Raw genomic sequence first — 2,056 nt, 5'->3', positions numbered from 1 at the left:
TACCGAAGTACCCATGTCCCGGTCCCTCAGGACCCAACAGCGTGCATACCCGCTTCCTCCACAACCAAACCGTTCCAACCCGATGCTGTAAACAACACCTGGCGTACTTCGTTCAATCGTGTTCTCCACGAATCAATGTCAATGTTCCACCCATGAGCGCCACCTGAAACATTCGCCTCAGTGTGACTGGCCGTCGTGTTCCGCTGTAGACAGACGGGACGGCACGTGCTCCTTAGAAAGGAGGTGATCCAGCCGCACCTTCCGGTACGGCTACCTTGTTACGACTTAGTCCTAATCACCGATCCCACCTTCGACAGCTCCGTCCCTTGCGGGTTCGGCCACTGGCTTCGGGTGTTACCGACTTTCATGACTTGACGGGCGGTGTGTACAAGGCCCGGGAACGTATTCACCGCAGCGTTGCTGATCTGCGATTACTAGCGACTCCGACTTCATGAGGTCGAGTTGCAGACCTCAATCCGAACTGAGACCGGCTTTTTGGGATTCGCTCCACCTTGCGGTATTGCAGCCCTTTGTACCGGCCATTGTAGCATGCGTGAAGCCCAAGACATAAGGGGCATGATGATTTGACGTCATCCCCACCTTCCTCCGAGTTGACCCCGGCAGTATCCCATGAGTTCCCACCATAACGTGCTGGCAACATAGGACGAGGGTTGCGCTCGTTGCGGGACTTAACCCAACATCTCACGACACGAGCTGACGACAACCATGCACCACCTGTATACCGACCTTGCGGGGCGACCATTTCTGGCCGTTTCCGGTATATGTCAAGCCTTGGTAAGGTTCTTCGCGTTGCATCGAATTAATCCGCATGCTCCGCCGCTTGTGCGGGCCCCCGTCAATTCCTTTGAGTTTTAGCCTTGCGGCCGTACTCCCCAGGCGGGGAACTTAATGCGTTAGCTGCGACACGGAGACCGTGGAATGGTCCCCACATCTAGTTCCCAACGTTTACGGCATGGACTACCAGGGTATCTAATCCTGTTCGCTCCCCATGCTTTCGCTCCTCAGCGTCAGTTACGGCCCAGAGATCTGCCTTCGCCATTGGTGTTCCTCCTGATATCTGCGCATTCCACCGCTACACCAGGAATTCCAATCTCCCCTACCGCACTCTAGTCTGCCCGTACCCACTGCAGGCCCGAGGTTGAGCCTCGGGTTTTCACAGCAGACGCGACAAACCGCCTACGAGCTCTTTACGCCCAATAATTCCGGACAACGCTTGCACCCTACGTATTACCGCGGCTGCTGGCACGTAGTTAGCCGGTGCTTTTTCTGCAGGTACCGTCACTCCCAGGAAAACCCAGTCGCTTCTTCCCTACTAAAAGAGGTTTACAACCCGAAGGCCGTCGTCCCTCACGCGGCGTTGCTGCATCAGGCTTGCGCCCATTGTGCAATATTCCCCACTGCTGCCTCCCGTAGGAGTCTGGGCCGTGTCTCAGTCCCAGTGTGGCCGGTCACCCTCTCAGGCCGGCTACCCGTCGTCGCCTTGGTGAGCCATTACCTCACCAACTAGCTGATAGGCCGCGAGCTCATCCTTGACCAAAATTCTTTCCACCACAGAAGATGCCTTCCACGGTAATATCCGGTATTAGCTACAGTTTCCCGCAGTTATCCCAGAGTCAAGGGCAGATTGCTCACGTGTTACTCACCCGTTCGCCACTGATCCAAGGAGCAAGCTCCTCTTCACCGTTCGACTTGCATGTGTTAAGCACGCCGCCAGCGTTCGTCCTGAGCCAGGATCAAACTCTCCGTAAATGTTTGAATAGCTACCCAGTCCATATCAATACAAACCACATCAATACAAACCAGACGCCCATCTAGTGCACCCCCCAACCGGAATAGGCCGAAAAGATGCAAGTTTGAAACTAGCAAGAACAAATCATTACTGACTTGCTTTGTTATACTGCGTGACCGAAATCACGACTTTCACTTCATATTCCAAAGGAATCTCATCAGCTGCAGCCGGCTAGAAACCGACCAACAACCACGAGGTTTTTGGCATTTGACATTGTGCACGCTGTTGAGTTCTCAAGGATCGGAC

The 2,056-nt window shown here is 54.4% G+C and carries 1 rRNA gene; it reads right to left on the bottom strand.

The annotated features are described in order from the left end of the window. Positions 1-236: 236 nt before the first annotated feature. A 16S ribosomal RNA gene (locus tag IWX77_RS16780) occupies positions 237-1,770 on the bottom strand. Positions 1,771-2,056 lie beyond the last annotated feature (286 nt).

This window comes from Cryobacterium sp. CAN_C2 (assembly GCF_015751745.1).
Classification (GTDB): Bacteria; Actinomycetota; Actinomycetes; order Actinomycetales; family Microbacteriaceae; genus Cryobacterium.
The sequence above is the reverse complement of the archived record's forward strand: the minus strand, read 5'-3'. Positions and strand labels throughout refer to the sequence as shown.